The organism is Pseudoalteromonas haloplanktis ATCC 14393 (genome assembly GCF_000238355.1).
GTDB lineage: Bacteria > Pseudomonadota > Gammaproteobacteria > Enterobacterales > Alteromonadaceae > Pseudoalteromonas > Pseudoalteromonas haloplanktis.
The window spans coordinates 45,033-67,923 of record NZ_AHCA01000011.1 but is presented as its reverse complement, the minus strand read 5'-3'; the positions used below and the strand labels follow the sequence as shown (position 1 = coordinate 67,923).

Genomic DNA, 22,891 nt, shown 5'->3' with positions numbered 1-22,891 from the left:
CAGAGCAATAATGCCTTGTTTTAGTGTTGCTTCCTGCTCGCATGTTTACAGGTAGAAGTATTTTATTCATTGTTAGAATGGCGCTGCTTAACATAGCTTATTTGAAAGGCTTTGTGACAAAGCCTCTCGAAATTAGTTTTACCCTTCATTTTTGATTTGTGGATCGGCGCTTTCATAGTTATCACCGTTATACTTTGCAGTGAAAATCATACAAGCTGTGCCGCTATTTTCATCTGAATCTGAAATTTGAATAGTTTTACCAGCGTCAGTTACAAGATAGCTAAAATCTTGAGCACATTCCCCTTCAATATTAGTAAACTTGGCTCTAGTAAACTTAAAACCTTGTTCAAAAGTTGTCTCATTTAACGTATAAATGCCTAGGCAGTTTCTTTCGTTAACTGTGCCACCACCTGATACTTGTTGGCCATCTTGGAAGTAAGTAAATATCGCTTCATTATTGCTGTCGAGTACAATATTTACTGTAAAATTGTAAGTTTGACTTTCTATCATGTATTACCTTCTTATTATTTCTTATAGATCAAAGTTAGTTATACCTAACTCGGTTAATTTGTTTTTGATGCTGCTGATATTATTGGTTTTGTTTAAGCAGGTGTAAGCTTGCACGAGCGGGTAGATTAACTTTATGCTTTTGCTTCCATTATTATTTTTCTCTATAGTGTGTATAATTTCTTGGCATAAAGCGTGTTTGGCTAGTTTGTCTTTCGCTAGTTTTGCTTTTATTAAGTATATTTTTATAAGGTCAGTGTTGTTTTCTATTTCTGCTGCATCATTAATTGCTTCGTTAAAATAACTGTTGTTTTCAATTTTAAATAAAAGGCTTTCAGCTTTCTCGAAGTTACCACGATTGATAAAATAGTGTATTAAGCTGATTTGCATGTTAACAACATTTGTGTTTGAAAGGCCATTACTATCAATATAACTGATAATTTCATCCGTTTTATTACTTGTCTTATTTATATCTAGTAACATTAATTGATATGACAGCGCTGTGTAATATTTACGTTTGAAATTTTCATTTTCAGGGTCTTGTATACGTGCTTTGCTTATTGTAAGCATTGCTTTTTCGGAATTTAAATAAGCGTTATTTTGTTCTGTGAAATAAGTTAAAAGATAACTTTGTTGCATGTAAATATTAAATATGTCGCTAAGGATACTTGCATCATCAGGCTTTTGTATAAGTAAGGCATTTAGCTGATCACTGGCTTGTTCAAGCATTGCTAGTGCCTCGTTCAAATTACCGAGTCTTTCATCAATACTGGCAAGCCAACTAATCGTATCTGCTTTATCTCGCAATAAGTTTTTATTATTGGGTTTAAGCTCAAGGGCTTTGTTTTTCAGGGTTAGCGATTTCGTAAAACTTTGCTTTGCAGCAGTATAGTTGAGTTGCTTTAAATACAGGGAGCCTAATGAGTTATGGGAATACGACAGCTCCATAATGGAGTTAAAATCATTGGCTGCTAATGAATACATTCTCTCACTGTAAGCGTGGTATTTTTTTAACAGTGGCTCACTGGCAACGTAATCATTTTTATCATAACTTAACTGGCCCAACCAAAAGGCATTGGCACCTGCAAGGGTTAGCAGCTCTAAATTGTTTGGCTGTGCTATTAATAATGTTTCAAGGCGAATGCGGGCGTTTTCAAAGGCGGTAAAGGCTTCGTCTGTTTTTCCGCGGGAATAGGCCACTTCGCCCATGGCCTCAAGGGTTTGTGCATATTGAAAGCGGTTGTTAAAGTCAGCTTGGTTATCGGTGAAATTAAATAACGAGTCGTTATCCTGTTGGTTAGTAAAATATTCCAGCGCTTTATTACTAATCCCATCAAGTAAGTCCATGCGTTTAACGCTACGCAATTTATCGGCAAATTCTCCGACCATAAAACCGAGTAGGCTTTCTGCCTCTAAACGCTTTTGTTGGGCTATTTGCTCTGCATGGTAACTACGCACGCTCATAAAACTGGCAATAAAGCTAAGCAAAATAAGTGTAACTGCGGTGGCTTGCAACACTCTTTTTTTACGTTTTGCTCGGCTATTTGATGCTTTGATCAAACTAAGCTCGTCAGGGGAGAGGCTAAACATAGCATTATTAACAAGGCTTTGTGCTTCTTGCAGTGGTTTGCCTTGGGCTAATAAATAATCGCCGTGCTTTTGTTCGTTTAACCAGCGAACGGTGGTGATTTGTAAGCGACTTTTAATTGCTAAGCTTTGTTGGTGCTCTTTTACCCAGTCGATTGCTCGTTGCCAATGACGTAGTAGTGCTTCATGAGCCAAACTAAAACAGGCTTGGTTATTTTTAAGGTGAGATACAAATAAGCGGCTATCGACCATCGCTTGTGCAAGCTGGATTTGTGCAGGATCGGTGAGCTCATCCCAACGTGCAGCGCGGCTAGTGAGGGTCTCACCATCGACATGCAGGGTAATTAGTTTTGATAAAACCATGCTGAGCTGTGCTTGCTGTTGTTTTGGCAGCTGCGTAAATACGTGCTCAGCTTTTTGGCCAATTGCGCCCTCTATGTTGCCTAATGCTTGATATTCAGAGACTAATAACTCATCGTTTTCGCTGCGTTGTAAGTACAGTTGTTGCAAGGTGTATTGCAACATTGGCAGGGCATCGGGGTTATTGGCGGTGTCGTTACAGAGAGTTTCATCCAGTGGTGTTTGGTGCTCAGGATCAAGCTGCCAACTAAGCCCAGCGGCTAAAGCCGGTAGGCGGATCATTTGCTTAAGCTCAGAGCGGGTTGGTGGCAGTAAATCAAAGTGGGCGCCATTGGCTTTGCCTGCCATTAAGCTGGGTTGATTAACCACGTGTGGATAAAAGTCATTTCGACAGGCGCTAAATATAATCATGCAGTTACTGGTTGCTAGTAACTCTATAATTGATAAAAAGTGGCTGCGCTCTGACTCACTAAAAATGGGCGATGAAAGTAATACTTCTAACCGGTCAATAAATAAAAACAAATAGGGTTTAATATCGCTGTTTTGCTGACTTAAAGCCGTTTGGCAGTAGCTAATGACGTGCTCTGGTGTGTTTTGTAATAACTCGCTCAGAGTTTCGGCACTCATGTTGCTGAAAACGGGAGCATCGTTTATTTCTAAATCAAGTAGGGTAGAGGCTAAATCGAGTAATAGTCGGCCTTTAGTTATATCAGCAAAATCAAGCTGACAGTATGACTCAACTCGAAAGCCATCAAAACCTGACTCACTCATTAATGCGGGCAAAATACCTGCATTGACCAGTGATGATTTACCTGAGCCGCTAGCGCCAAGCAATAAACTAAAAGCCCGGCCATAACTTATTTGTGCTGATACGCGTTGTAGCAACGTGGTAATTTGTTTTGTTCGACCAAAAAATACTTTCGCTTCATTGGGTGTAAATGCACTTAAGCCAACAAAGGGGGAGCTACCTTGCCATTTTGCGTGAGTTGCTTTTTGTTCTTCATTTAATGGGAAATCTATTTTGGCGATAACGCGGTAGCCGCGTTTACGGATTGTCTCTATGTATTGCGGCTCATTGGCTTTGTCATCAAATGCTTTACGTAATTGCGTGATGACTTTGTGTAGGGGATTATCGCCTACCGCGACCGTAGCCCAACAGTGATTAATGATCTCTTCACTGCTAACTAATTCTCCTTGTTTTTCGCATAATAACAATAAAACATCCATCGCTTTGGGCTCAAGCTGTTTGAGTTGCGCGCCTCGTCTTAGACTATTGGTGGCCGGATTTACTTGCCATTCACCAACAAAGAAAACAGATTTACTCATGCTGGGCTCATTATTGTTATTGTTGAAATTGAGGTGTTCTTAATAGTTTAGTTTAATCCTACTGTAAGCAGTAAGTTAATACAATGTTCTGAGTTTAATGTTCACTCGCTATATTAAACTTTTATGTATGACTTACATGACTTTGTGTAAAGCTTGCTTGACTTTTTGTTTGGCATTGACAACACTTGGTCAAGTTTACTTTACTAAGAAGGTAGGATCATGAAGCAACAAACAGGATTGACATTCAAGCAACGCAACAAACTCAATACAATTTATTTAGCAAAGTGGACTTTGGGATGGGTTTTAACGTTGGCGCTGGCGTCAATAGGGCCGGGATCATTATGGGCTGAAACGAATACATTATTTAGCATAGTGGCGGTGATAATAAATATATGCGCGGGGATAATGATGATTATGGCAAATAAACGTCATTTATCAGGCTTGGATGAATTGCAGCAACGGCTACATTTAAATGCGATGGCGATTACCTTAGGTGGCAGTTTAGTTTTCGGCTTAGCTTATTCGGTATTGCAAACGAGTGGGGTCATTTCGTTACGACAAGGTATTTCTCACTTAGTGATGTTTATGGGGATAACTTATTTCGTGTGTGTTGTACTAATGACTAAACAGCTTGGCACAGAGGAAGAGGAATGAAAAACCGCCTTAAAGTGTTACGTGCAGAGCATAATTTAACGCAAGCAAAACTAGCAGAGTTACTCGATGTATCAAGGCAAACGGTTAATGCGATTGAAAAAGGTAAGTTTGATCCTAGTTTACCGCTTGCGTTTAAAGCTGCTCGGTTATTTAAATTAACAATTGAAGATATTTTTCAAGATGAAGAAGCATAAGCACGACCAATACGCAGAGTGTAGTTTATTTATTGGGCAACTAATTGCGGTTTTCGTTTAGTCATTTGTAATGCACTGAGTAACCACATGATAAAGCCACCGCTAAATAAAGCAGCTGCCACATAACCGGTTTGATTCGGTAGAGCGCCTTGTGCAATAGCTAAGCCACCAACCCAAGGACCAATTGCATTTGCAGTATTGAATGCGCATTGTACAAGTGCGCCAATCATTGCGTGGCCATGTGGAGATACGTCCATTAACATAGTTTGGATAACCGTGCCCAATCCTACACTAAAGCCAATAAAAAATATGACTGCATAAAGTAGCCAAATATGCTGGCTTGCAAGTACGTAACTTACAGCAAAAATAATAGCGCCTATTAATGCTGCACCGGTCGTTTTAAGCGGAGAATGATCCGCTGCTTTACCTAGTACATAATTTCCTAGCGTACAGCCAACCCCAAACATCACCATTGCGATTGAGATGGTGTAGGCTGGTGTATGGGTGACCACTAAAATTGTATCTGCAATATAGGTATAAATACAAAATACGCCCCCAAAGCCAACAATAATGATGCCTAATATTGACCAAACAAGCTTGTTCTTCAATACACTTAACTCGCTTAATAACGACGAAGGAGCTGCATTTTTTGTATTTGGGATATATTTTACAATAAGTACTAAAGCAACAAGTGCCAAAACTGCGGTGCCTGCTAAACAATAACGCCAGCTAAAATTTTGCCCGATTAAGGTGACCATTGGCACACCAACAATCGTAGCGATGGTCAGCCCCATAAATACTTTAGACATGAAACTAGCACGTTTATTACTAGGTGCTATATCTGCAGCTAATAAAATAGCTACGGCAAAATAAGCGCCATGGGGTAAACCGCTTAAAAAACGAAATAATATAAGTTGCTCTAATGAATTTGCAAATGCACTTAAGCCGTTAAATACAAACATCATCGACACAAACAATAGTAAGGCATTGCGTTTTCGCATGTTAGCTGTAGTGATCATAAATACTGGGGCACCAATCACGACGCCAATTGCATAGGCGCTAATGGTATAACCACTTTGTGCTGGCGTTGCGGCAAATGTTTCACTGAATAACGGCAACATAGGCATCATCGAAAACTCCGATAACCCTAAAATAAAAGTGCCCAGAGCAAGTACTAACAAAATAGCGGTCGTACTTAACGTATTAGTGGCTGCGCTGATATCAGCTGACATAGATAACCCTTGTAAAAAGATAGACGATAAAAATGTAAATGATTTATTTAATAAAAAGCTGAGAACTACAATTTTGAAGAATGAATTAAACCGCAATTGTATGATAAAAATAAGACAGCGTCTTATCCAAAAAACGGTGAACTTAGATCTTAAAATATGGTGTTAGATTGAAGCGTTCTTACTCGAATAGGAACGTTCTAATTTTAATGGAGGAATTTTACATTTAAGCAGTCAGTATTACCAGTGTTCGGTTTGAAAGTAAGTGTATAAATGTTTGGTTTTAGCAACTTCATGGGGAATGCAACTTTTTGCTAGCAAATAAATACTTTCAACAGTGATAAAAAATGATCTTTAGTGACAAAAAGCAGGTATTGTGGTGTTTAGATTTAAAACCATTTCAATAGTTGTACGGAGATCGTAAATGAAAGCGCTTGTTAGTTTTGTATGTGCATTGGCTATTTTGTTAGTCGTGTTACCTGGGCCTTTATATAAATGGCATATATTGGATTTAAGTACCGCGTTTACAGGTATTCGCTTTGGTGTGTATGCAGGCGTTGCCGGTTTAGTATTATTGGCTGTGCAACTACTATTTATGCGTAAAAACATTAATTGGTTAGCAACAATTGTGAGTGCTGTTTTTGCCATTGTCGCAGTGGCTATGCCATTGAGCTTAATGAATAAAGCCAAAGGCGTACCGCCAATTCATGATATTTCAACGGATGTTGCAGCACCACCAGAGTTTGTAGCAATTGCTGCAATACGCGTGGATGCCCCAAACCCTGTTGAATATGCAGGTGCCGAAACCGCAGCTCAGCAGTTAAAAGCGTACCCTGAACTAGTTACCTTGAAGTACACGGATAATACAAAAACAGTGTTTGGCGTGGCTAAAAATGCCGTTGAGCAGTTAGGATGGGAATTAGTGAGTGCCGATCCATCACAAGGTATTATTGAAGCGACCGACACCACTGCGTGGTTTGGTTTTAAAGATGATGTGGTTATTCGAATCAAAAGCAAGCAAGGTATCACGTTAGTTGATGTGCGTAGTAAGTCGCGAGTCGGAAAGAGTGATTTAGGAAAAAATGCTGCGCGTATTCATGAGTTTATTGAGCAAATTAACCCCCAGCTAACAGCGATTTAGTTATATTCGTTTAATAGTGCCCTGTAACGGGGCATTATTAATTTTATCAGCGCTTGTCATGATCTTTTAAATAATCACGATTTATCCCGTATTGCTATTATCTTGCTCTGAGTAGCCTAGGTGCGACAATTTGTCACGTGTTCAGCTTTATTGCCAAACGATATACTTTGCTCATTCTAAACTTGTTGTAAATAAAGAACATAATGAACAACCCTCAGTCACTTTCAAATTCAAAGCATGTATTAAACCCAATTGCACTTTGGATTGCCTGTTTACTTTCTCCTTATGCACTGGCAGACGATTCAATTGAAGTTATTGAAGTTCAAGGTCAGCACCTAAATGCGCATGAACGTTTGGGCTCAGCTGAACAATTGCTGAGTGACTTGGGCGTTGATTTTTCTGCCGCGGGTGGCGTGTCGAGTTTACCTATTTTAAATGGCATGATGGGTGATCGAGTAAAAATTTTGGTTGATGGTGCAGATATAACAGCTGCGTGTGGTAATCAAATGAACCCACCATTATCGTATATTTCAGCCAATCAGGTTGCTTCTTATCGTGTTGTTGCTGGAGTATCACCGGTTAGTGCAGGAGGAGACAATATTGCCGGGGTTATTCAAGTAAATTCAATAGCACCACAATACAGTGATAAGGCCGAGTTTGATTGGCATTCGGGGTATGTATCTGCTCAATATCGCAGTAGTAATAATGCTCAAGCTGTGGGAGTCGGTGCAAGACTTGCAAGTGATTCGGTGAGTATTAACTATCAAGGGTCATTTGAAGATGCTGACAGCTATGAAGATGGCAATGGTGACTTAGTACTTGATACACTTTATCGTGTACAAAACCACGCATTGACAGCGGCGGTTCGTGATGAAAAACAACAACTCGTTGTAAAGCTAACCCATCAAAAAATTCCTTTCCAAGGTTTTCCTAATCAATACATGGATATGACCGATAACACCAGTTATGGGTTGATCAGCCAATATAAACGCACTCTTGAAAGCGGTGAGTTCCAAGCACAAATTAACTACAATGATGTGAAGCACGAAATGGGTTTTTTCACGGCTGAAAAAACCGGCATGATGCCGATGAATACCGACGCCCAAGATATCAGTTATCAACTTAATTGGCGTTTAGAACTCGACAAAGACACCACATTATTATTAGGACAAGAATACTTTGGTTATCGCATTGATGATTGGTGGCCTGCGATTGAAGGTTCAATGATGATGGGACCGAATGATTACGTAAATATAAATGATGGTGAACGCGATCGCTACACTGCTTTTGCCGAGTTACAAAAGCAGCTAGATAAAAAGTGGTGGGTATCAGCGGGCGCACGAATTGAATATGTGCACACGGATGCTGGCGAAGTACAACCTTATAGCGATATGACCATGGATGGCGGCATGGACGATATGTCAGGTATGGATTCAATGGGTGATATGTCGGGTATGGGCGACATGTCAGCCATGATGATGGATGATCCAAATCAAGATGCAGCAATGGCATTTAATGCTATGGATAGAGAACGCAGCGATACATTAGTTGATGCAAGCCTACTCGTGCGCTATCAAATAACAAATGAAGATGAGCTAGAATTTGGCTTAGCACGTAAAAATCGAGCCCCTAATTTATATGAACGCTACAGTTGGGGAGTGAGTACCATGTCAACCAGCATGATTGGCTGGTTTGGCGATGGTAATGGCTATATAGGTGATCCAGATTTAGCCGCTGAAACCGCGCATACGGTGAGTGCCAGTTATACTAAATCAGCAACAGATGGGACTTGGCAAGTAACTGCTAATACGTGGTATACACAGGTGAATGATTATATTGATGGCGCAGTTGTTGGCAGTACAAACCGTACTGATATGCCATTAACACAACGTAATACATTAAAATTTACTAATTTAGATGCCACACTCTATGGCGGCAAGCTAGAAAGCATTGTTCGCGTTGTTGATAGTAAAAAGGCTGGTACTTGGGATTTAACCGCAGCTATTACTGCAACCCATGGTGAACGCGACGACAGCGATGAGCCTCTTTATCAAATAATGCCATTGCACAGTAAAATTGCTATAGACCAGCAACTTGGTAAATGGCAAAACTCACTTAGTTGGGAGTGGGTTGATAGTAAAACCCATGTTGATCCACGACGTCTTGAAAATTCAACGCAAAGTTATAGTGTGCTTAACCTGCAAACTAAAGCAACCTGGGATAAGTTAACAGTGCAATTAGCCGTTACTAACTTATTAGATGAATATTATCAGCAGCCACTGGGTGGAGTGAGTATTGCTGAGTTTAAAGCTGATATGAGTCAAGGCTTTAGCCAGCTTGCAGGGCAGGGGCGTTCAGTTAATATTGGTATGAGCTACAGCTTTTAGTAAACAACAACCGTGATAGCCTTGCTATCACGGTTTTAGTTACTTGATTAGAAGGGAGATATCGGTAATTAAAGCACATTCATCAACTTCATGAATAAGGTTGAAGCAATGAAAAAACACGGAAAGTCTCTAATATCCTCACCCCTATTTGGTAACCACTGGCGATATAAATAATAAATGGTATCGCTAATTTTACCCTAGCCCAAATTGTTTAAGTGATTATTCAGCGTTTAATTGCTCTTGCACAGCAGCTTGCTCTGCTTCTAATGCTCGCTTTTCACGTTCAGCCTTTGATACATAAACGGGCTTATTACTTTTGTGTAATTTAGCGTTAGCGCGTTTATCTTTTTGATTAAATTTTGTAATGATCTTTTTTCTGCGGTTCATGGTTTATCTTCACGCGCTTAAAATTGGTGGCATAGTATACAGCGTTATTGAAGCTATAAGCTAATTAAATATTCTGCTATAAAATCAGAACGTAGCAGGTACAGTGCTGGCTTAGTAAAGGTCAACAGCGTTACAATTAGCGTGTGTTTCCACCCCTTCGTCTTTTAAAAATAGGAATTTGCTTTGAAACAGTTCGTTTTAGCCAGTTTGGCATTATTAGCACTTAACGCCAACGCCAATATCAATAGTCGCAGTGATGCTGCTGCAGACTATGCAGTAAAAACGTATCAAGATGCACAAATTCATACTTTAGCTAATTTAGTCTCATACCCAACCGTAAATAAAGAGGGGATCAATACACCAGATAACCCCGACTTTATGGGCTTTAAAGCGCTATTAAAAATGAAAGCGGCTGAGCTGGGGTTTGATTATCAAGATTTAGGTTACACCATTTTGATAGGCATGGGTCAACAAACTGAAAAAGTCACCATTGTGACTCATGGCGACGTGCAACCTGCGGATGCCAGTAAGTGGAAAAATAGTCCATTTGAAATCGATAGCACCTCAGAGCCAGGTAAGCTGATTGCGCGTGGTACAGAAGACGACAAAGGCGCAATTGCCACCGCGCTTTATGCAATGAAAGCCATTAAAGATCAAAACATCACGTTGAATAATCGCATTGAGTTGATGATTTATTTAGCGGAAGAGTCTGATTGGGGCCCACTTGAAGAATTTATGAAAACTTACCAACAACCAAAGTATGCGGTGACAATTGATGCTTCATATCCCGTTGTCGTGGCTGAAAAAGGCTGGAGTTTAATTGCGCCAACCTTTGTAGGCAGTTCAGCAAAAACCGGTGTGTATGTAAGTAATTTAAAAGGTGGCGCATTTGTCAGCCAAATACCTGAAGACGCAAGTGCCATATTGCATAATGCAACGCCTGCAGACATTGCCACATTGAATAGCAATGTAGCACAACTTAGTGATGTTAAAGTCGCTATCACAGAGCTTACCTCTGGTATTGAAGTTTCAGTAAAGGGTATGTCTGCGCATTCATCAGAGCCTGAAGCAGGGCATAATGCGATAGCGCATCTGGCTGAATTATTTAAAGGTATCGAACTTGAAAATAACAGCGACGGCCAAGCCATTGAGTTTATCAATCAGCTTATTGGTCTTGATTTATATGGCAAGCAGTTTGGTGATATCGCTTACGCACATGACTTTATGGGGCCGATGACGGTTTCGCCAACGTTATTAAAACGTGATGGTAATGATATTACCTTATCGGTAAATATGCGCCGTCCAGTTGGCAAAGATGAAGCCGTGCTAAAGCAACAAATCGACACGGCATTGGCTAATTGGCAGGCTAATAATCAGGTTAAGCTAAAAAATACGCAGGTGATTATTGGCACACCAATGTTGCTTGATGGCGCACCGCATGCGCAAGCTTTGCTTGATATTTTTAAACATTTTACTGGTGATCAAGAGGCTGGGTTTGTCTCAATTGGTGGTGGCACGAATGCCAAGTTATTTGATAACGCCGTATCATTTGGCCCTTCAATGCCAGGTAAAAAATATACTGGCCACTCAGAGCATGAATTTATTACCGTAGAACAGCTTAAGTTAAATCTTAAAATGTATACAGCAATGATGATTGAATTGGGTAATATGTAATTTAGCTATGCAGTAAAACGCCGCTAAATAGCGGCGTTTCATTTTTCACTTATTAAAACTGGGCGACAAATTTCACAGTATATAAATCACCATGGTCATAGTCAGTAAACTTAGCAATGAAGTAATATTGGCTATCAATAAAGTACTTAGCTTCAAGTTGCAGGTCAGAATCGCTAGCGCCTGCACCAATCGCGACATTTCGATTAAAGTAGTAATTAGCCATTGCTGATACTGCATTGGTGGGGTCTTGATAATCTACGTCTAAGCTAAAATAACGGTCGTTACCAAGGTGGCTAAAGTAACGCGAAGATGTATTCCAATTATCTAGGCTATCATCAGCTTCTATAGTAAAACCTATATAGTCAGTGTCATTCAATTGATGGTTATACTGTGCTTTAAACCAGAATATTTCATCTCCATATTCAAACTCCTGCATCCGCACTGAGGCTTTAAGTGAATCGTTGAATAAGTAGCCTGCACCAATAGAGTAGTTATCTAAATTACTTAAATCAGATAATTCAGCGCTAACAAACCAGTTGCCATAAAAGCCTTCACCGTTAAAAGAAAAATTATCATAACCATTACTCTCGTAGTAATGAAAAGCAATGTTAGAATCAGTATCTAGGTAACCATAATCATCCCACACGCCGGTATTTTGTTGTGGTGCAAAATAATAATGGCTTGAAAGTTGAGTTGAATCGTAATCCAAGTCTGCATTTTCTAACGTGTTATATTCAATGCTATTGAACCATTGGCGAGTCTCTGATTGCTGCGCACTTACAGTCGCCGAGCAAGATAACGCAAGTAGTGAGATTGGTAATAAATAACGCATAAGTGTCCTTTCTTAATGATTTTAATATAATTTACTTTTCGGGGGTACAAAACTAGGAGCGAATACTATAAGTTTTTAGGGGGGATTAATAGCTACCGCATGCTAAAAATTTAACCACTAAGTCTTTAATTAAACAAAGAAAACATAAAAAAGTAGTAGTTCATTTACAATATTTTATATTTAAACGTTAATTTTCCATTAAAACGCTTAACATCATAGCCACTAAATGATAAAAAGTTTTATCGCCTACTGCGTTTAAAATAAATGGATAGTTGTAATGATGGAATTTTTAAACTTAGCGCTTACTTTCCCCACCGTTATCTTTTCAGCTCTGTTGTTAGTTGTGATGTTGTTTTGGCTAATAACTCTAATTGGCTTTGCTGATATTGATATGTTTGAGTCTGATCTCGACATTGAAGCCGATGCATCGCAAAGCTCAGGATTGAGTTCATGGTTTAGCACGGGTTTTGGTGGCATTCCCATTACTGTCTCCATAAGCTTAGTGGTCATGAGTAGCTGGTTGATCAGTATCTATGCCCATAAGTTTTTTGCCAACCTGTTAGGTGACGGTATCTGGTTTTATATTTTTGGCGTGTTAATGCTACTGACTTGCTTATTAATAGCCATACCCGTTGCCGCTATTATTTCACGCCCCTTACAGCGCTTTTTTAGTAGTGCAGAAACCTCGCAAAGTTCAGATTTACTAGGCTTAGAATGCATTATTGTCACTGGCAAGGTAACCAACAAATTCGGCCAAGCACGGGTTCTATTTCAAGGCACTGAGCAGTTAATTGAAGTCAGGGCTGAGAATGACGAATTATTTACATCAGGCGACACCGCAGTGTTGCTTGAACATCTCAAAGAGCAACACTGTTACATTATTACTAGTAAGCCTTGGTAATACCCGCGTTTATTGAGGGATAAGTAACACATAATAAAATCGATAATCACGTTAGGACATAACATGGAATTTTTAGATAACCTCATACCTATATTGACATTTGTAGGTATAGCAATCGCTGTTATTTTTGCTATTTTGCTGATCATAGGCAAGTTTTATCGCAAGGTAGAGCAAGGCCAAGCACTGATCATAAATAAAATGAAAAGCGAGCCGGACGTCACCACAACAGGTGGCATTGTTTATCCTGTGATCCATAAAATGGAAGTAATGGATATCTCAACTAAGCGTATGGTGCTTGAGCGCAAAGATAAAGGCGGTTTGATCTGTAAAGATAATATACGCGCTGATATCGCTATTACTTTTTACATTCGTGTTAATGAAAACAAAGAAGATATTTTACGTGTTGCCAAGCAAGTCGGCTGCGCCCGTGCGTCAGAGCACGACACACTGCAAGAGTTATTTGAAGCGAAATTTTCAGAAGCGCTTAAAACTGTTGGTAAGCGTATGGATTTTGTTGAGTTATTTACTCATCGAAATGAATTTCGCGATAATATCAAAGAGGTAATAGGCCAAGATTTATCGGGTTATACCCTTGAAGATGTTGCCATTGATTACCTTGAACAAACGGCAATTGATAAGCTCGATCCGCAGAATATTCTTGACGCTGAAGGTATTCGCCGCATCACAGAAATGACAGCATTACAAAATGTGTCTACCAATCAATTAAAGTGTGATGAGCGCGCTAAAATTGAGATCCAAAATCAAGAAGCCACTGAAAAGTCACTAGAAATTGAGCGTCAAAAACAAGATGCCATGTCTCGTCAAGTACGTGAAATTGAAACCGTGAAAGCCCGCGAATATGCAGAAGCTGAAAAAGTACGTCAAGAAGAGCGCTTAAAATCAGAGCAAGCCCGCATTCAAACCGAAGAAGCCATTGGCATTAGCGAGCAAAATAAGCAACGCGAACTGGATATTGCAGAGCAAAACCGATTACGCGTTTTGGGTATTGAAGAAGAGAAAGTTGCCCGCTCACGTGAAATTGAAGTGATAGAACGTGAAAGAGAAACTGAAATCCTGCGTATCAATAAAGAAAAAGCGCTGGAAGTAGAGCGTAAAGAAATTGCCGATGTAGTGCGTGATCGCGTCATTGTTGAAAAATCAGTAGCCGAAGAAGAAGAGCGTATTAAAGATGTGAAAGTACTCGCAGGCGCAGAGCGTGAGAAAAATGCAATCATCATTCGTGCTAAAGCTGAAGCTGAAGAGTCATTAGTAAAAGACATCGAAGCTGCAAAAGCGCAAGAGCAAGCCGCAGAATATAAAGCCCGTGAGCTTGAAACAATGGCTAATGCTGAACTTAGAATTGCTAATCAACAAGCAGAGTCGAAGAAAATTTTGGCGCATGCGCAACAAGTTGAAACAGCTGCTAAAGGACTTGCTGAAGCGGATGTTATTAAAGCAAAAGCCGAGGCAAATGCAATTCAGGGTGAGATTGATGCCAAGGTAATGCGTCAAAAACTTGAAGCTGAAGCACAAGGTAACCGTGAAATTGGCTTATCTCAAGCACAAGTACAAACAGCGATGGCTGATGCGAATGAAAAACAAGGTGAAGTAGAAGCGATTAACCTTGAGCGTAAAATGCGTGCAGAAGCAAAAGGCCTAGAGGAGAAACTACAAGCCTTAAATGCGATGGACCAAGATGCTCGCGATTACGAAAGCTTTACGCTACAACTTAATCAGCAAAAAGAGCTGGTATTGGCAAAAATTTCCGCCAGCAGAGATATTGCCGAGCACCAAGCACATATTATGGCTAAAGCCTTAGGTGATGCTGATATCAATATTATGGGCGGTGATGGCCAGTTCTTTAATCAATTTATGAGTGCAATTAGTTTAGGTAAATCAATCGATGGCTTAGTTGATGAAAGTAAAACTGTACAAACCGTGTTTAAAGATCATTTAAACGGTGATCGTAATTTAATCGAAGACCTAAAAGGGGTGTTAGCTGGAGCAAATGGCTCCGCAGAAACACTTAAAAACTTCAACATGAGTAAGTTATTAAAGCAGTTGAGTAATACGTCTGCGGCTGAAAAAAGCCAATTACTAAGCATGTTAGGCGGTAATTTAGGCGGTGGATTAGATGAAAAAATTCAACTAGATCCAAAAGACTAGTTTAGCTTCTAAGTTCTATCGTTTTAGCCGCAATAGTTGATTATTGCGGCTAACTTTTATTAAATTTCAGGATAGGTTTCATGACGGACGTAACTCAACAAGCGCTAGAGCAAGGCTCGTACGACTTAATTAAACGTCGTTTAAATAATTTTGGTGCTGATTTAAAAGCGCAAATAGACGATATTAATAAACAGCGTATAAACGAGTTTGGCAGTACTGAACTACAAGTTAAAGGACGTGTTCGCGTTCGTACAGAGCAAAATTGTACCCCGCGTGATATCGTGATCGTTGGCGACAAAGTTATTTTTGCTTACAACGTGTTCTTGGGCTTAAAAAAAGAAACGGCAATCAGTGACGTATTTAGTGTACAAAAACTAGTCGCGCAAGACAACCATTATGAAATAGAGCCGTACCCTGATACAACACGCTTTTTAACGGATAGTCGTTTTATCCGTGACTTTGAAGAATTGTATACTTATTACAAACAAACCAGCTTACAGCATTTATATCAACAAAACGGCAAGCTGTTTGCGTTATTCCAAATCGGTGACAAATTATCGGATGTGCGGGTTTTTCGCTGGGAAATTCACCCAGATAACACCATTAACTATATCGATAATCGCGGTGAGCGTGATATTCAACACGCCCATGACTATGATTTTGAATGGCTCAAAACTGACAGAAGTAACCATGTAGAAGGGCGTCACGCTCATATTAACATTGCCGATCAAGTGTTTGTCGAAACCATTGGTGGCTCACTGACCATTAAAATAGAAAACAGCACAGACACTGGTGAAGGGATTTATCAAGAAACGGTTGATGATAAAAACCAATCCCTTGCTGATGGCGAAGTTGAGTACGCCTTAGTAGGCGACTTAGTGCTGCTAAAAATTCTTCCATACCGTGAAAAAGCATGGCGTTATTTTATTTATAACACCCGTTCTCAGCTGGTGATGCGTCAAGATGCAATTGGTAGTGCCTGTGTTACCTTGCCTGAAGATCACGGTATTATTTTCCCTGGTGGTTATTATTTACAGTCAGGACAAGCTCGTTCATTTGAAGAGCAAATAGATGATTTAGAATTTCACCGGCATATAAAGTCACCCAATGGCGAAGATGTGTTATATGTGTTTTATGAGCCAAGCGAAGGCCGTTACGCACTTTTTGCCTATAATATTATTGATAAAAACCTACAAAATCCGATTTATTGCCACGGCTACGCAATTTATAACGATGGTGTAACACTCACCTTTAAGGCTGATAAAGACCAAGCGGAGCGAGTACACCCCATTCAAATTTGGCAAAGCCCGTTTGTCTCGGCCGAGTTTGCCGCTAATGCGCCACCACTTACCAGCTTTTTTGGCAAAATTGGTAACCCTGATTTAGTGCGTGGTATTTCTGATTTATACAGTGTCAGTAAAGCCATTAGCGAGCAAAGCCCGAGCTTATTTCATTACGAAGATTTAATTGCCCTCAGCCGAAATATTTTTGACCGTTATCATTGGCTTAACGAAAGTGAATTTACAGAAATCGCGCAAAACTTGCACAGCATTAATGAAACCGCTGAGCAAGTGCTTGATGAATTTGAAAAAGTCACCGAAATTCAAAACAAAGCCAAGCAAGCGCTGGTGGATATTAATAAGCACTACACGGACGTAACCCGTGAAGTGCGCCCAGATAACTTTAAAACCGCCCCAGAGTTTGTGCAAGGTCTTGATGCTTTAAAAGTACTCAAAGGCCAAGTAATAAGCCTTGAAGACATTAAATATATTGATATTACGGCACTGAATAACTTACAAAGTGAAATTGATGAGCGGCTGGTGGAAGTAAGCCAAGCAACCGCAGCGTTTTTACAACAAGACAGCGCGCTGACGCCGTATCACGAAAAACTCAAACAGCTTGAAGATCTCAGCAGTAAAAGCGAAAGCGTGAGCGAGCTTAAAACCTATATTGCGCAGTTAGATGCGCAAAGTGTAGAGCTGGATTTACTTAACCACACTATGCTTGACCTGGACATAGACGATAGCCGTGTGCGCACACAGATACTCGAAGATATCAGCGCTGTGTATGCATTGGTGAATCGTGCAAAGGCCAGTATTGAAATTCGTCAAAAGAGCCTCGGTAGTGTTGAAGCGAAAGCTGAATTTGCCGCACGCTTTAAGCTCTTTTCACAAAGTATCACCAATGCATTAAATAATGCCAAAACGCCTGAAGCATGTGATGATCAACTTTCACGTTTGGTTATTCAGCTTGAAGAATTGGAATCACAATTTAGTGATTTTGACGAGTACCTGACAGAGATCATTGCCAAGCGTGATGACGTATATGAAAGCTTTGAAGCACATAAACAAAGCTTAATTGACACCCGCCAGCGCCGTGCATTGAATTTAGCCAATGCCGCTGAGCGAATACTGCAAGGCGTTAACCGTCGTGCGCAAAGTTTTACTGAGTTGGATGCGTTAAACACTTATTTTGCTGCCGATCCTATGATCAGTAAATTGCGTGCTCTTACCACTGAACTTAAAGAGTTAGGCGACGAAATTCGTGCCGATGATATTCAATCAAAACTCAAAGCCAGTAAAGATCAGGGCATCCGTTCGTTACGTGATAAGCAAGATATTTTCACTGACGGCGGCAATACGGTCAGCATTGGTAAGCATGCCTTTAGTGTAAATAAGCAATTACTCGATTTAACCTTATTACCGCGTGATGAGCAGCTAATGTTGCACTTAACCGGCACAGATTATTTTGAGCCGATAATTGATAAACAAGACCTTGCAACGTTACAGCAAAGCCGTCATTTGTGGCAGCAAACATTAGTATCAGAAAACGATTACGTTTATCGCGCTGAATATTTAGCAGCACAAATAATACTTGCATGTGAAAACAGTGAGCACTCGCTGACTTTTACACAGTTAGAGCAAGCGCAACGAGATAAACAGTTATTACAGCTGGTGCAAAAATTTGCCGAACCGCGTTACCAAGAAGGTTATGAAAAAGGCATTCATGATCATGATGCCAGTGCGATTATTGATACCTTATTAACGCAAAAAAGTAGTTTGGACTTACTTATTTATCCCCCTAGTTGTCGTATTGTTGCGCAGTTATTTAGTGCACAATTGTCAACCACACAACTGAACGAATATTTCCATCAAGCGAGCAATGCTATTTTGATGGATAAACACTTTGCTGCGACTAGTTTTATCACCACGCTAACCGTGCAGTTAAGTGAACAGATCAACGACTTTTTGCTACAAATTAGTAAATTATCAGCACGCTTTGCTGATTTATCCACTGATTTGGCCGCTGCTTATTTAGTACAACAATTAGCACAACAAAAAGCGGCGGATCAACAGCTATTTATTGTTTCTCAACAAGCTAAAAATTTAGCTGAGCAGTTTAATAGTGACGCCAAAGCAAAAGGCTATATTAACGAGCTGACTCAGGCGTGCGAAAATGTAAAGCAAACTGATGAGCGAGCATTGCTATTTTTAAGTTGGCTTAATGCGTATTGCTCGCAAAGCCCTAAAGTGCCAGCAATGGTGCAAGCGGAAGCGGCTAACTATTTGCATCTTAGTGCCACCACAACATTAAAATACGCAGTGCTAGACGTCACCCCAAATACCCAGGTTGAGCGTTTAATGGGACAGCATAAGCGAGTGCAAGAGCAAGTTTTAAATCTTGATTATGCAGAGTTTTATGCCAGAACTCGTAAATACATCACAGAGCAAGTCCCAGCTTTTGAGCAATATCATGCATTGCGTAGTGACATTTTGACAGAGCAAAAAGAGCGCCTGCAGCTTGATGAATTTAAAGCTAGGCCACTGAGCTCGTTTGTGCGTAATCAGCTGATCAATAAAGTGTACTTTCCAATTATTGGCGATAACCTAGCTAAGCAAATTGGTTCAGCAGGTAAAAACAAACGCACTGACTTAATGGGCATGTTATTACTGATCTCGCCACCGGGTTACGGTAAAACTACCTTAGTAGAATACGTTGCTAACCGTTTAGGATTGACCTTTGTAAAAGTAAACTGCCCGTCTATAGGGCACGATCAAGTGTCATTGGATCCTACTCAAGCTATTAACGCCACTGCAGAAAAAGAGATTGCAAAAATCAACCAAAGTTTTGAAATGGGCAATAACGTGATGCTCTATTTGGATGATATTCAGCATACTAATCCTGAATTTTTACAAAAGTTTATTTCATTGTGTGATGGCTCACGTCGAATAGACGGAGTATGGAATGGCAAAAGTAAAACTTATGACTTACGTGGTAAAAAGTTTGCTGTAGTGATGGCAGGTAACCCGTATACGGAATCGGGCGAGAGTTTTAAAATTCCTGATATGTTGGCAAACCGCGCCGATATTTATAATCTTGGTGATACCTTAGCCGGGTGTGAGCAAGAGTTTGCCATGAGCTTTATAGAAAATGCGCTAACCTCTAATGCAGTATTAGCGCCATTGGCTAATCGCAATATGGAGGATCTATATAAATTAGTGCGGATGTGCCAAGGCGAAGATATTTCATTAAATGAGCTTGAGCACGGCTATTCTCAAGCGGAAGTTAACGAAATCAAAGCGGTCCTCACACGATTAATCACGATTCGTAATACGGTATTAAAAGTGAACGCCCAGTATATTGCCTCAGCTGCGCAAGATAATAATTACCGCACTGAGCCGCCATTTAAACTACAAGGCAGTTACCGTAATATGAATAAAATGGCGGAGAAAGTCGTCGCCGCCATGAATGACGAAGAACTAGAAAACCTGATTTGCGATCATTATCGTGGTGAAGCGCAAACACTCAGTAAAGGCTCTGAAGAGAACTTACTAAAACTTGGGGAACTGCGGGGTACCTTAAGCGAATCAGAGCAACAGCGCTTTAGTCAAATTAAAGGTGACTTTGTACGTTTAAATAAACTCGATGGAGCCGGCAGTCCTGTGATGATGGCGGTGGAGCAAATGGGTTATTTGCACCAATCACTGGAAGAGATTGCTGGTAAACTCACTAAAAACAATCTAAATCACGATTATAGCCAGTTACTGCAAAGCCTTGGTGTGAATATACAAAGCTTAGATAATAAACAAGCAATTCAGAGTATAGTGCAATCACTAGATAACAAAGAGGCTGTGAATGCGTTGACCGCAGTGGTCAGTAGTAATAACAACCAAGCATCATTTACTGAGCTTGTGAATGCAATTAATCAGCAAACGAAGAGCATCAATAGTAACAATATGCATACTCAGTTTGAAAAACTGATTACTGCGTGGAGTGCTAAGTGATGTATGCGAGCTCTATAAACGCCTCGCTTTGTTAAAGGCTTAGAAAATCACGCTATAAGTGGTAAGAAAAATTAAAAATAAGTTGGTTGTGTTGTATGGAATTTTCGATTACGTTTTTTCAATTATTTTTTATTGGAGTGTATCTTGGTTTACCTCTTTTGGCCGTATTGTGCTTTGTGATCATAGGGCTTGGTTTGGTTGTCGGCCGATTAGAATCCTGGAGCCGGTTTGATTCAATTTATTGGGCGTTTATTACGGCGCTGACGGTAGGCTATGGCGATATTCGACCGTTAAAGAAACCATCCAAGGTATTGGCCGTTATTATCGCTTGGACGGGGATCCTTCTTACTGGTTTATTGGTTGCTATCGCGGTAAAAACAGCATCAATAACATTAGAAATATTTATTGATCCAAATGTTATTGAACAGATAGAAAAGCGCGTTTAACCCATAAGCGTATAAGGCTTTGCTTGGCATAATCAAATCTGGCTACTTGTATTGCTAGTTGCGTTTGTTCGCAATCTTTCTCGGTGTGTTTTCAGTATGACATTGGATTTGGGAACAGAAAGTCTACTGCCATACTTTATTTTTTAAATATGGCAGTATAATTTTACTCAATTAAAACATTACTTATCTGCTGAGTATGGGTCTTCGGCCATCAGGTAGGCCCTTAAGTCGGCTTTTTGTGGCTGTGCATTAAGCCATTCTCTGAGCTCTTTTACTTTTGCGTACGTGTCTGTACCAAATTTGTCAGCGTATATATCACTAAAGTTTTGTTTGGTACTTTGTTCACGAATTTGGTTTTGCCATTGTTGGGTTACTACTGCATTCAATGTACCAGCTAAGCCTTCCTCTTTTAGTAATTCCCACTCACCAGCATCTAACCAGATCCCACCTACCGGTGCGCTGTAATCTATACGGTAGTCAGTTGATGATGAAATACGAAATTTCCGCATGATGACACCTGATACCGGGCAAATTAATGCTTTTTTAGTGTCTGTGACGTCGGCTTCAAATGAGATGTTGTCAGCAAATGCAAAGTTTGGGTTACGCTCTTTCCAAGCCGCAAAGTCTTCGATTAGTACCCAGTGGCCATTACAATGGGTGCATGTGTGTGAGCGAAATTGGCCTTCAATAAAACTAGGTTTAAGTAAATCTTTACCACAACTTGTACAATTCATAGTATCCCTTAATTTTTTTGCTTACCCTAAAAAACCGCCTATAGGATAATTATTGCTATTTATTATTAATAATAACAATGATGTTACCTTACTTTTGGAGGCCATAACAAAGGTTTATTACCCTCTATGAGCTTGTTTATAGTGTTTCTAGGTTGTAATGCACATTATTAGAGTCAATAGAAAAGTAACTGCACTGATGTATTATATTATCTATTCAGGCTCGCAGTATTTTTGTTTTCTGTTAATAACTTTATTATCATAATTGAGTTGGCGCAAGAACTGGAAGAGAGCGTCTGTAAACTCATTTTGCTCATACATGTAGGGCCTATTTATAATAAACTTAAAACACGTTTAAAAAGAGCAAATCTATAATCATTTATGACAACTGAGGTGAAGCGAAGGTGTACTTAGATTTAACGCGGGAAGGCAATAAAATCAATGTGTACAGTCAGCTAGTTGGTGGTATTACCCCTAGGCCGATTGCTTGGGTAAGTACTTTAAGTGCCGATGGCATTGACAATATCGCGCCTTACTCATTTTTTACGGTGGCCAGTGTAAACCCGCCAGTATTGAGTGTGACTCAGGTAAACCCAGCTGATCATAAAAACAAAGACACATTAAAAAATTTACTCGCAACCAAAGAATGCGTGATCAATATTGTCAGCCATCAGCAGGTTGAACAAATGAATCAAAGTTGCGCAAATTACTCACATTCGGTAAGTGAATTTGAGGCTGCCAATATTGAATCAACCGCGAGTAAACGAGTAAAGCCTTTAAGTGTCAAAGCATCAAAAGTACGCTACGAATGTACCCTGCGCGAAGTTATTACGATCAGTGAATTGCCTGCTGGTGGGCAAATAATGCTGCTTGATGTTATTGGGATTTATGTTGCTGACAGTGTATTACGTGATGGTTATATTGACCCTCAAGCGTTAGGTACTGTGGGTAAAATGGGCGGTGATTATTTTGTACAAACAAACGATTTATTCAGTCTTGCACGACCAATAGTATAGTAATAACAGCGCTGTTGGCTGTTTCTTAATTTTTGCACATTGTTTGCACTTTTTGACGGTACTTTTAC

The 22,891-nt window shown here is 39.9% G+C and carries 16 protein-coding genes; 10 read left to right on the top strand and 6 right to left on the bottom strand.

Annotated elements, in window-relative coordinates:
- Positions 1 to 138: 138 nt before the first annotated feature.
- Complete coding sequence (locus PHAL_RS0117935) at positions 139 to 510, bottom strand: DP-EP family protein (RefSeq protein WP_016709815.1); 372 nt, start codon at positions 508 to 510, stop codon at positions 139 to 141.
- Between the two features lie 21 nt (positions 511 to 531).
- Positions 532 to 3,780: an nSTAND1 domain-containing NTPase gene (locus PHAL_RS0117930; RefSeq protein WP_016709814.1), complete on the bottom strand. Its 3,249-nt coding sequence runs from the start codon at positions 3,778 to 3,780 to the stop codon at positions 532 to 534.
- Between the two features lie 219 nt (positions 3,781 to 3,999).
- Here PHAL_RS0117930 and PHAL_RS0117925 point away from each other — a divergent pair, with 219 nt between their 5' ends.
- The gene (locus PHAL_RS0117925) at positions 4,000 to 4,434 is read left to right on the top strand and encodes a hypothetical protein (RefSeq protein ID WP_016709813.1); all 435 of its coding nucleotides are present in this window, start codon (positions 4,000 to 4,002) and stop codon (positions 4,432 to 4,434) included.
- The gene (locus PHAL_RS0117920) at positions 4,431 to 4,628 is read left to right on the top strand and encodes a helix-turn-helix transcriptional regulator (protein WP_016709812.1); all 198 of its coding nucleotides are present in this window, start codon (positions 4,431 to 4,433) and stop codon (positions 4,626 to 4,628) included. The genes PHAL_RS0117925 and PHAL_RS0117920 overlap by 4 nt, the downstream gene beginning before the upstream one ends.
- A 29-nt stretch (positions 4,629 to 4,657) precedes the next feature.
- Here the strand turns inward: PHAL_RS0117920 and PHAL_RS0117915 are convergent, their stop codons facing one another.
- A complete protein-coding gene (locus PHAL_RS0117915; RefSeq protein ID WP_016709811.1) occupies positions 4,658 to 5,860 on the bottom strand; it encodes an MFS transporter in 1,203 nt (400 codons plus the stop codon).
- Between the two features lie 421 nt (positions 5,861 to 6,281).
- Here PHAL_RS0117915 and PHAL_RS0117910 point away from each other — a divergent pair, with 421 nt between their 5' ends.
- Both PHAL_RS0117910 and PHAL_RS0117905 read left to right on the top strand, forming a co-directional pair.
- Positions 6,282 to 6,998, top strand: coding sequence for a DUF1499 domain-containing protein (locus tag PHAL_RS0117910; RefSeq protein ID WP_016709810.1), 717 nt, complete (start codon positions 6,282 to 6,284; stop codon positions 6,996 to 6,998).
- A gap of 203 nt (positions 6,999 to 7,201) precedes the next feature.
- Complete coding sequence (locus tag PHAL_RS0117905) at positions 7,202 to 9,385, top strand: TonB-dependent receptor (RefSeq protein ID WP_016709809.1); 2,184 nt, start codon at positions 7,202 to 7,204, stop codon at positions 9,383 to 9,385.
- Positions 9,386 to 9,604: 219 nt separating this feature from the next.
- Here PHAL_RS0117905 and PHAL_RS23930 read toward each other — a convergent pair whose 3' ends face one another.
- Entirely contained in the window at positions 9,605 to 9,772 is a 168-nt protein-coding gene (locus PHAL_RS23930; RefSeq protein WP_016709808.1) for a DUF2986 domain-containing protein, read from the bottom strand.
- Between the two features lie 183 nt (positions 9,773 to 9,955).
- On the opposite strand from PHAL_RS23930, the gene PHAL_RS0117895 reads away from it, so the two are divergent.
- Positions 9,956 to 11,446: a dipeptidase gene (locus PHAL_RS0117895; RefSeq protein ID WP_016709807.1), complete on the top strand. Its 1,491-nt coding sequence runs from the start codon at positions 9,956 to 9,958 to the stop codon at positions 11,444 to 11,446.
- A gap of 52 nt (positions 11,447 to 11,498) precedes the next feature.
- Here PHAL_RS0117895 and PHAL_RS0117890 read toward each other — a convergent pair whose 3' ends face one another.
- Positions 11,499 to 12,278 (bottom strand): putative porin, encoded by a 780-nt coding sequence (locus tag PHAL_RS0117890; RefSeq protein ID WP_016709806.1) that lies wholly within the window; start codon positions 12,276 to 12,278, stop codon positions 11,499 to 11,501.
- Positions 12,279 to 12,555: 277 nt separating this feature from the next.
- On the opposite strand from PHAL_RS0117890, the gene PHAL_RS0117885 reads away from it, so the two are divergent.
- The 4 genes from PHAL_RS0117885 to PHAL_RS0117870 all read left to right on the top strand — a co-directional run bounded on the left by PHAL_RS0117885 (position 12,556) and on the right by PHAL_RS0117870 (position 21,076).
- Complete coding sequence (locus PHAL_RS0117885; protein WP_016709805.1) at positions 12,556 to 13,179, top strand: OB-fold-containig protein; 624 nt, start codon at positions 12,556 to 12,558, stop codon at positions 13,177 to 13,179.
- Positions 13,180 to 13,242: 63 nt separating this feature from the next.
- Positions 13,243 to 15,345, top strand: coding sequence for an SPFH domain-containing protein (locus PHAL_RS0117880; protein ID WP_016709804.1), 2,103 nt, complete (start codon positions 13,243 to 13,245; stop codon positions 15,343 to 15,345).
- A gap of 80 nt (positions 15,346 to 15,425) precedes the next feature.
- Entirely contained in the window at positions 15,426 to 20,630 is a 5,205-nt protein-coding gene (locus tag PHAL_RS0117875; protein WP_016709803.1) for a DNA repair ATPase, read from the top strand.
- Between the two features lie 95 nt (positions 20,631 to 20,725).
- Complete coding sequence (locus tag PHAL_RS0117870) at positions 20,726 to 21,076, top strand: potassium channel family protein (RefSeq protein WP_016709802.1); 351 nt, start codon at positions 20,726 to 20,728, stop codon at positions 21,074 to 21,076.
- 179 nt (positions 21,077 to 21,255) lie between these two features.
- Here the strand turns inward: PHAL_RS0117870 and PHAL_RS0117865 are convergent, their stop codons facing one another.
- Entirely contained in the window at positions 21,256 to 21,810 is a 555-nt protein-coding gene (locus PHAL_RS0117865) for a TFIIB-type zinc ribbon-containing protein (protein WP_016709801.1), read from the bottom strand.
- 401 nt (positions 21,811 to 22,211) lie between these two features.
- Between PHAL_RS0117865 and PHAL_RS0117860 the strand changes: the two genes are divergently transcribed.
- Positions 22,212 to 22,823, top strand: coding sequence for a flavin reductase family protein (locus PHAL_RS0117860; protein ID WP_016709800.1), 612 nt, complete (start codon positions 22,212 to 22,214; stop codon positions 22,821 to 22,823).
- Positions 22,824 to 22,891: the final 68 nt, after the last annotated feature.

Excerpts from the sequence above, each read along its gene's own strand:
- PHAL_RS0117935 (WP_016709815.1), bottom strand. The coding sequence starts at position 510 with ATGATAGAAAGTCAAACTTACAATTTTACAGTAAATATTGTACTCGAC.
- PHAL_RS0117930 (WP_016709814.1), bottom strand. The coding sequence starts at position 3,780 with ATGAGTAAATCTGTTTTCTTTGTTGGTGAATGGCAAGTAAATCCGGCC.
- PHAL_RS0117925 (WP_016709813.1), top strand. The coding sequence starts at position 4,000 with ATGAAGCAACAAACAGGATTGACATTCAAGCAACGCAACAAACTCAAT.
- PHAL_RS0117920 (WP_016709812.1), top strand. The coding sequence starts at position 4,431 with ATGAAAAACCGCCTTAAAGTGTTACGTGCAGAGCATAATTTAACGCAA.
- PHAL_RS0117915 (WP_016709811.1), bottom strand. The coding sequence starts at position 5,860 with ATGTCAGCTGATATCAGCGCAGCCACTAATACGTTAAGTACGACCGCT.
- PHAL_RS0117910 (WP_016709810.1), top strand. The coding sequence starts at position 6,282 with ATGAAAGCGCTTGTTAGTTTTGTATGTGCATTGGCTATTTTGTTAGTC.
- PHAL_RS0117905 (WP_016709809.1), top strand. The coding sequence starts at position 7,202 with ATGAACAACCCTCAGTCACTTTCAAATTCAAAGCATGTATTAAACCCA.
- PHAL_RS23930 (WP_016709808.1), bottom strand. The coding sequence starts at position 9,772 with ATGAACCGCAGAAAAAAGATCATTACAAAATTTAATCAAAAAGATAAA.
- PHAL_RS0117890 (WP_016709806.1), bottom strand. The coding sequence starts at position 12,278 with ATGCGTTATTTATTACCAATCTCACTACTTGCGTTATCTTGCTCGGCG.
- PHAL_RS0117885 (WP_016709805.1), top strand. The coding sequence starts at position 12,556 with ATGATGGAATTTTTAAACTTAGCGCTTACTTTCCCCACCGTTATCTTT.
- PHAL_RS0117880 (WP_016709804.1), top strand. The coding sequence starts at position 13,243 with ATGGAATTTTTAGATAACCTCATACCTATATTGACATTTGTAGGTATA.
- PHAL_RS0117875 (WP_016709803.1), top strand. The coding sequence starts at position 15,426 with ATGACGGACGTAACTCAACAAGCGCTAGAGCAAGGCTCGTACGACTTA.
- PHAL_RS0117870 (WP_016709802.1), top strand. The coding sequence starts at position 20,726 with ATGGAATTTTCGATTACGTTTTTTCAATTATTTTTTATTGGAGTGTAT.
- PHAL_RS0117865 (WP_016709801.1), bottom strand. The coding sequence starts at position 21,810 with ATGAATTGTACAAGTTGTGGTAAAGATTTACTTAAACCTAGTTTTATT.